The 7457-nt window shown below is 46.5% G+C and carries 10 protein-coding genes, 1 pseudogene and 1 riboswitch; of the genes and pseudogenes, 2 read left to right on the plus strand and 9 right to left on the minus strand.

All coding sequences use genetic code 11. The features are described from left to right. The 9 genes and pseudogenes from ACTO17_RS19130 to ACTO17_RS19170 all read right to left on the minus strand — a co-directional run. Positions 1-328 (minus strand): annotated as a pseudogene (locus ACTO17_RS19130) (transposase); the annotation flags it as partial. Between the two features lie 137 nt (positions 329-465). Continuing rightward, positions 466-1338, minus strand: coding sequence for an SIR2 family NAD-dependent protein deacylase (locus ACTO17_RS19135; RefSeq protein WP_482559047.1), 873 nt, complete (start codon positions 1336-1338; stop codon positions 466-468). After that, positions 1292-2062 (minus strand): protein-ADP-ribose hydrolase, encoded by a 771-nt coding sequence (locus tag ACTO17_RS19140; protein WP_172539524.1) that lies wholly within the window; start codon positions 2060-2062, stop codon positions 1292-1294. Before ACTO17_RS19140 ends, ACTO17_RS19135 begins: the two co-directional genes overlap by 47 nt. A gap of 2 nt (positions 2063-2064) precedes the next feature. After that, a complete protein-coding gene (locus ACTO17_RS19145; RefSeq protein ID WP_482559048.1) occupies positions 2065-2331 on the minus strand; it encodes a ferredoxin family protein in 267 nt (88 codons plus the stop codon). After that, positions 2332-2673 (minus strand): pyridoxamine 5'-phosphate oxidase family protein, encoded by a 342-nt coding sequence (locus tag ACTO17_RS19150; RefSeq protein ID WP_482559049.1) that lies wholly within the window; start codon positions 2671-2673, stop codon positions 2332-2334. A 3-nt stretch (positions 2674-2676) separates the two neighbouring features. Beyond that, on the minus strand, positions 2677-3303 hold the full coding sequence (locus tag ACTO17_RS19155) for an ECF transporter S component (RefSeq protein ID WP_482559050.1): 627 nt from the start codon (positions 3301-3303) through the stop codon (positions 2677-2679). A gap of 53 nt (positions 3304-3356) precedes the next feature. After that, positions 3357-3519, minus strand: a riboswitch (FMN riboswitch). 11 nt (positions 3520-3530) lie between these two features. Further along, positions 3531-3926: a pyridoxamine 5'-phosphate oxidase family protein gene (locus ACTO17_RS19160; protein ID WP_482559051.1), complete on the minus strand. Its 396-nt coding sequence runs from the start codon at positions 3924-3926 to the stop codon at positions 3531-3533. Between the two features lie 60 nt (positions 3927-3986). Then, entirely contained in the window at positions 3987-4550 is a 564-nt protein-coding gene (locus ACTO17_RS19165; RefSeq protein WP_482559052.1) for an NAD(P)-dependent oxidoreductase, read from the minus strand. Between the two features lie 227 nt (positions 4551-4777). After that, positions 4778-5209, minus strand: a complete 432-nt coding sequence (locus ACTO17_RS19170; protein WP_482559053.1) for an Rrf2 family transcriptional regulator — start codon at positions 5207-5209, stop codon at positions 4778-4780. Positions 5210-5392: 183 nt separating this feature from the next. Between ACTO17_RS19170 and ACTO17_RS19175 the strand changes: the two genes are divergently transcribed. Together ACTO17_RS19175 and ACTO17_RS19180 are read left to right on the plus strand one after the other, a co-directional pair. After that, positions 5393-5827 carry a SprT-like domain-containing protein gene (locus ACTO17_RS19175; RefSeq protein ID WP_482559054.1) on the plus strand — a complete coding sequence of 145 codons (435 nt, stop codon included), beginning with the start codon at positions 5393-5395 and terminating at the stop codon, positions 5825-5827. Between the two features lie 357 nt (positions 5828-6184). Beyond that, entirely contained in the window at positions 6185-6868 is a 684-nt protein-coding gene (locus tag ACTO17_RS19180; protein ID WP_482559055.1) for a hypothetical protein, read from the plus strand. The last annotated feature ends 589 nt before the right edge of the window (positions 6869-7457 follow it).

Consider the following 7457-nt stretch of genomic DNA (forward strand, 5'->3'; position numbering starts at 1 on the left):
GAGTATTTGTGGGCATTCGCCTTGATCACATTTACTTTCGTCCTAAGATCAGCGCCGCTTGCTTTAAAATATCGTTCTCCATCTTAAGCTGCTGGTTTTCCCTGCGGAGTTTTAACAGTTCTTGCTGCTCTGGTGTACGGTTGTCCTTTTCGTGGAAAGAGCCGGAGTGTTCCGCCTGCTTTACCCATTTATCAAACAGGGAATGGGCGATATCGTATTCCCGGCAGATATCGCATCTACGTTTGCCAGAATGGTATAAATCCACTAGCTGCTGCTTAAATTCATCTGTGTACTTACGGGGTTTTCTTTTCTGTTTTGTTTCGGTCATATTGGATGCTCCTTTGTTTATTGGTTTTCTATTATATGACCTTAAAAAATCTGTCCAGTTTATTGTAACCTATCCAACACCTCCCCCAAAGCATCCTCCACCTCAATCTCCAAAACCTCTCCCGTTACATGCCTTGTTCACTTTAGAATATCACTGATGGCTTCACCTATATCCCCATTCAGGCATATGGACTGTTCCTCAATATCCTTCGGGCAGACAGCCTCCCCATAATTGATACAGGCATACACAGCCTTCGGATTCGCCGCCGTCATCTGCCAGAACGGATATTTAATGATAACCGGGGTATTTCCTCCCACCCCTAGCTCCAAAAACAAAATACGCGTCTCTTTATGCCGGCGAATAAAATCATCATACCGCCCTGATGCCGCATACCAGCCTTCGTCCTGCACAAAAGTACCGTCACAACGCAGGTTCATTGTCATAGGCGCACCGCAGACGGGACATTTCGGTATCAGCTCCGTCGAGATCTTCATATCCTTCTGCTCCGAGATCATCCTCCGTACCACATCCTCATTATCATACGTCTTCTGATGGCACGACTTCGAACACTGCCACAGCCCATAATCCCCCTGGGTATAAAACAGCCACTTCTTATCAAATCCCGCTTTCTGGAACTGGTGGTCTACATTCGTTGTCAGCACAAAATAGTCCTTGTCCTTAACCACCTCATGCAAGTTCGGATAGACCGGTTCCAGGGCATCCACATAGCGGTTATAATAAATATGCCTGCTCCACCATGCCCAGTATTCCTCCAGATCAGGGTACGGATAAAACCCTCCAGAATACATGTCCCAGATATGGTATTTCGCTATAAAATCCCCAAAATACTTTTCAAATCGCTCCCCGGAATAAGTAAGCCCCGCCGATGTCGATAAACCGGAACCTGCGCCTATCACAACAGCATCCGCCTCTTTTACCGCCTCTGCAAGCCTTCCTATCCCCTCAGAGTAATCTTCCGTAGATCTCTTTGTCCAAATCCTTGAAAACATTAAAAACCACCTTCTTTACACTTGTTTCCTGCGCCATAAATTCCTTAACCGTGCTTACCGCGATCTGCGCTGCCCTGTCATTCGGGAAGTGGAACTCCCCGGTAGAGATACAGCAGAACGCCACACTATCCAGGCCGTTTTCCGCCGCCAACTCCAGGCAGGAACGGTAACACCCTGCCAATAGTTCACAGTCTGTCTTTGTGGGAGTACCGCTGATAATCGGCCCCACCGTATGCAGGATATACCTACATGGAAGGTTATAGGCTTTCGTTATTTTAGCCTTCCCCGTTTCTTCCTCATGCCCCTGCATCCGCATCATTTCCGCACAATCCATGCGGAGCTGTATCCTGCTGAAAGAATGAATGCAGTTATCAATACATCTGTGGTTTGGCACATAACATCCCGTCATGCCGCTGTTTGCGGCATTCACAATCGCGTCACAGCGCAGTGTGGTGATATCCCCCTGCCAGAGGTAGATGCCTTCCGCCACCGGCCTTAAGCCGTCCAATTCCGTGATCCCTTTCACAGCCGTTTCCGCCTGCAGGTATTCATCCTGCACCTTGAGAAACTCCCTGCCAATCCGACCGGGAAGCCGGACATTCATCAAGCCCCGGAGAAGCTGCCTTTGCTCCTCCTCCCCTGCCGGAATCTCCACATCCCGGTACTGTACATTTTCCTGCAGCAGTTCCCGTATCAAAAACTTCCTCCGTTCACCCTGATCCATTCCTAACTCCTTTTCTCGATAACCTGCTTCGGGCAGATTTCCGCGCACCGTCCACAATGAAGACAGCGGTTCTGGTCAATCACCACAGGTTTACCCGATATGTCGATACACTTCTGCGGACAGACATAATAACACAATTTGCATCCGATACAGCCCTGGCCTGCAAAATATCCCGTCTGCTTTGCCTCTGTATCCCCGATTACAAAGCCGTCCCTGACCACATGGGATGGGGCGCTGATATCAAAATATTCCCCATTGGCCTCATACACTCAGAATACCTCCAATGCCGCGCACGTATCGTCCTGATAAATTTCCTTCATATATACATTTTTCTCAAAAATCTCATCAGGCCTCTCCGAACCGATATTTTTCACTTTCCCCCGCAGGGAGACAGATGCCTTACCTTTCGTTGCGGAAACCGCAATAAACTGCTGCTCCATGATCTGCCTGTAAAATTCCTTCCCTTTGGCCGTCAAAAAATATACGCCCCTATCATCCCAGAGCATCATATCAATCACGCGGGTCTGGGGATGGCCGTCCGCCCCTATGGTAGCCACTGTTGCGGAATGAAACTCCTCCACCAGTTTTTTCAGATACACTTTGCTTTCCATAATTCAATGCACCCCCTTCAATACCGGCGTAAGCCTTTTATAAACCACCATTGTAAAAATCCCAATCACCAGCCCTTTCAGTACATTGAATAGAAGGACGTTAAACAGTACCACGTCCAGCTTCGTCCTGATAAAAGGGATAAAAGCCCTAAAAGAAGCGATCACCTGGTCAAGCGGCATGAATACCTCGAACATGGGAAGCAGGATAAAATAATTTGCAGCCGCCGCAGCAATCCCCATAATAGAACTGCCCGCTATGCAGGAAACCCATGCCGTCTTCTTCGTTTCATGAAATCTATAGATAAAGCCCGCCGCCCACACATAAGAAGCCCCTATCAGGAAATTTGCCAGCTCCCCAACACCTCCCGTTGAAGTAGATAGCAGCTGCAACCCATTTTTTACAAGCCCAATCATGATGCCGGAAACCGGCCCAAAAGCAAACGCCCCTATAAGCGCCGGGAAATCCGACAGTTCCATCCGGGCAAATGCCGGGGACAGCGGGACAGGAAATTCCAAAAAAGCCAAAATATACGAAACTGCCGCAAGCATGGCAGTCATGGTAACTGCCCTTGCATGATAGCGATCCACTTTTATATCTGTTTTTCTCTTTAAAATGATTGTCTTATTCATAAATCTCCTATGAGATATGATCTGGATTAAGAGCCCTTTCAAAACAGCCCTTGTCATATCTTCTTCCATCCGGACTGTTGCGGGGAACCATCCGCCGGATGGCTCCCTGCATACCTTTACAGTAACCGTCGGTTACGGAATTCCACCGTATCAGCCGTTCGCCAGGTCGCAGACTATACTGCCGGTCAGGAATTTCACCCTGCCCCGAAGATATATCTTATCCCGCATTAAAATTCATACGGGGGATTGCCGGAAAAATCGGCAATCACACCATGGGGATCTTCAAGGTAGAATACTTTAAAAATCGGATTGTCCGCAGTCTGGTACTGCCCTTTGACAATCGGGTTATTCATGCAGCCTTCCTTGACGGCCATATTATTCTCAAACACGGCTTTGCCCGCCAAGCGAATCCACGCATACTCAGGGGAAGAAACAGACACCTCAACCTCCGGGTTTGCCTGCATATCCTTATATACATCCTTCGTATTGTTGGTGCAGAACCACAGCTTCCCGTCCTGCAGGGAGCAGAACATGAACGGGCGGCACTTTGCCTTGCCGTCACGGCCAACAGTCGCCAGATACTGAACCGGGTTTGCCTGTAAAAATTCCACTACTTTTTTCATTTTGAGATACCTCCATGCTTTATAATAATTTTATTTGGTAACAGTTGAACAACGCCTGGCCTATTTCCGAACCACGCTGATCCGCTCCTGGATATGGCTGCCTTTTATAATCTCATCCACCATGGCAATGGCATAATCCGCATAGCTGATGACGCTCTCGCCCTTTTCATTCAGCGTCAGTTCTTCTCCGCCAAGAATGTACTCGCCGCTGCGCTCACCTTCCGCCTGGAAATCCCCCGCAGGGCTTATGTAAGTCCACTTCACATCGTTTCTCTGCCGAAGTTCGGAAAGAGCCTTTGCCATTGCAGCCGCAAGCGGCTTGAACATATCCGGGAAATCCGGGCCATCGGCAACGCAGGCCGTATGCTCCGTATTCACATACAGGCTTCCTACACCGCCAACCACCAACAAACGGATATCTGTACCGGACAGCGCGTCACACAGAACTTTCAGGGATGAACTATGCAGCGGGAGTGTATCTTCCGTCCATGCGCCAAACGCATCAACCACCACATCAAAGCCTCTCAGGTCTTCCGCTGTGATATCCAGCACATCCCTGCTTATGGACTGGGATGCTACTGATCTATTTTCCCCCCCGTACAACTGCCGTAACGTCAAGCCCACGTTGTACCGCTTCCTTTGTAATCAACTGTCCTGCCTTCCCATTTGCACACACTACCGCAATCTTCATAATAAATACCTGCCTTTTGTAATTTATTTGTTGTAAATACATTTGTTACAACTAGACATTAACACAGGTTTATTGTAATATCAATAGTTACAACAAAATTTTTCAAAAAAAATTTTGAGGCTTTGAAAAAGTGCTCCAAAGCCCCAAATTCCAATTTCTTTCAACCAATTAATCCCTTTGTATCCCGCCTGATATCTTCCAGGGTGACGGAAGACAACTCGGTCTCCATAGCCTTTTGCACCCGCATCAGCTTATCATCCAAAACTGCATGGATATTCCTTCCCACTGGACAATCTGTATTTGGATTCTCGTGAAAGTGAAACAATTCTCCGTTTTCAACACATTCAACCGCATTGTAGATATCAAGAAAAGAAATCTCACTTAAAGGCTTAGGGATTGAAGCCCCGCCGGAACCCCTGGCCACCTCCACAAGCCCTGCCGCCTTTAATTGCCCCAGTATCTTACGGACAATCACCGGATTCACATTCGTGCTTCCTGCCAGAAAATCGCTTGTTACCTTATAATCATCTTTGAATACATCTATGCAGGCAAAAATATGGACTGCCAAAGTAAATCTGCTTGAAATCTGCATTGAATAACACCTCTCTTTCCTTCCTGATATTTTATCCCCTTTTTGTTGTAATGTCAATAATTACAATAAAATATAATTCCAGCAAAGAAATTTGTATGCATCTACCTTTAACAGTTGCTTTCACATCAAAAATGCGTAAGCTGTCACTCACAGAATTAAAACATAATTTTAAGGAGGCACCAAATGCTTAATATATCCGAAATCGTAAAGAAAACCGAAGAAATGTTTGACCTATTCAATCAGCACTTTTACAGCAATAAATTAACCCGCCCGGCCATTACCGTATCTCCGGACGGCGGGCGCGGCGCATACGGCTGGTGCAGTATCCATGAAATCTGGAACGCAGACAACGAACTTTACCGGGAAATCAACCTTTGCGACGAATATCTCGACCGCCCCATTACAGAAATAGCCGCCACGCTTCTCTATGAAATGAGCCATCTATATAATCTGCAGCATGATATCCAGGACGTAAGCAACAACGGCTATTACCACAATATGAAATTCAAAGCCACTGCCGAGGCCCACGGCCTGCATATTGAGAAACATCCCAAATATGGCTGGACGGTTACGACCCTGGCTCCGGAAGCCGAAGCATGGATCATATCCGCCCTGTGAGATACCGGCATCCATGCCAGTCGCCTGCAGACAACCGGAAGCTCCAAAGGCGGGCGCAAAAAATCCATCAACCGAAGCATCAAATATATTTGCCCCTGCTGCGGCACCATCATCCGGGCAACCCGCGAGGTCAATGTAACCTGCGAGACTGCGGAGAACCTTTTGAAAAGGCATGATACCCAAATAGAACCGGCCAGCCAATATCCTTACGGCTGGCCGGTTCTGGCATTTTTATATTTTTGAAAAAGAAAAATTTCTTTGAAAAAAGGCTTGCTTTCACACCAAAAATGTATAAGCTGTCACTCACAAGGCAAGAAGCCAATACAAAAAATCAAAATAAGAAAGGCGGACAACATTATGAAGACAGGAAGAATTACAGCAAAATTGAGGGACGCGGTTCCAGTATGCCTTATGGTAGAAAGCAAGGAAGTAAAACGGTACAAGAATATCGAACTGCCGGACAGCATCAAAGAGGTTGAACTTCTCGACTTCCATTTCAACGTACCTGCGGACGGCAAGATCACTTTTGAAATCCATTACGCATCCGGTGTACTTCCGGAGACATTCCCGGAGCCGAGGGCAAAAGTAACCCGCGCAGAAAAGGCAGCCGCCAAAGCGCAGAAGAAAGCCGTGCAGGAAGAAGCAGACGATACCCCGGCACCAGAAGAAACGGCACTGGCCATTATCCCGGAAGAACCTCCGATACTGAAAGCGGCAGAGCCGGAGGAAGCCACAGCGGAACCGGAAACCGCAGAGGATACGGCAGAGCAGGCAGCCGAAAAACCCGAACCGGCAGAGGAGGCCGAAGCCAATCAGGAAGCCAGCACCATGGAAATCAGCTACAATGTAACCGGCCCCCGCCGCAAAGAGCTGGCAACCGCAGTAGGCGACTTCATCGGAACGGCTCCGGTATATCAGAAAGCCCCCACATACGCTTTCGCAATCGACAGCTACATCATTGACCGTAACGGCAAACTCAGCGGCGAGAAGAACGAAGAATTGACAGAGGCACTTGCAGGACAGGGCTTCACCGCAGCATAAGAAAAAATACCAGCCCTGCTCCGGCGGGGTTTTTGGTGCATACAAATTTTCCAAGACAATTCCGTATATGAGAATTTCAGAAGTCGGCACAGATCATAGAAAAAAATGAAATCCAAGAAAGCCCGCAGAATAAGGCTTTTTCAAGACTTGCATAAAAATAGCCCTCCGAAACGGAAGGCTTATTTTGTATTAAAGTTTGTCCTTTTAGACATTAAATAATTATAAATCAATTTTCTATCTTCGTCAAATTATTTCTTCAAACATTTTATGGTGCAACACTTTAGATTTTTGAAAAATAACACTCATATTATATCCACATCTATAATAAATTAGCTTTAAGAATTTCAAACTGCTGAGCGTCTAATTTCGTTTTATCAAGAATATGTAAATGAATCTCAATATCAGTAGCATAAAAATTTCTTGGTGTTCTATTTAAATATGCTTTTAATGCTGCAAACTCTATCAATAAATATTCATTCTTCTTAGTAAACACCACTTTACAACTTTTTCAAAAATAAAAGAACGCACAAGGCGCTTTCTAATGTATAATAAGTTTGCGAACAAATCTACACGAAAGAGAGTGACCTTG

The organism is Petralouisia sp., assembly GCF_056822245.1.

What these genes read in the sequence shown, in the direction of transcription:
- ACTO17_RS19135 (WP_482559047.1), bottom strand. Translation starts at nt 1,338, where the DNA reads ATGTTTTCAAGGATTTGGACAAAGAGATCTACGGAAGATTACTCTGAG.
- ACTO17_RS19140 (WP_172539524.1), bottom strand. Translation starts at nt 2,062, where the DNA reads ATGGATCAGGGTGAACGGAGGAAGTTTTTGATACGGGAACTGCTGCAG.
- ACTO17_RS19150 (WP_482559049.1), bottom strand. Translation starts at nt 2,673, where the DNA reads ATGGAAAGCAAAGTGTATCTGAAAAAACTGGTGGAGGAGTTTCATTCC.
- ACTO17_RS19155 (WP_482559050.1), bottom strand. Translation starts at nt 3,303, where the DNA reads ATGAATAAGACAATCATTTTAAAGAGAAAAACAGATATAAAAGTGGAT.
- ACTO17_RS19160 (WP_482559051.1), bottom strand. Translation starts at nt 3,926, where the DNA reads ATGAAAAAAGTAGTGGAATTTTTACAGGCAAACCCGGTTCAGTATCTG.
- ACTO17_RS19170 (WP_482559053.1), bottom strand. Translation starts at nt 5,209, where the DNA reads ATGCAGATTTCAAGCAGATTTACTTTGGCAGTCCATATTTTTGCCTGC.
- ACTO17_RS19175 (WP_482559054.1), top strand. Translation starts at nt 5,393, where the DNA reads ATGCTTAATATATCCGAAATCGTAAAGAAAACCGAAGAAATGTTTGAC.
- ACTO17_RS19180 (WP_482559055.1), top strand. Translation starts at nt 6,185, where the DNA reads ATGAAGACAGGAAGAATTACAGCAAAATTGAGGGACGCGGTTCCAGTA.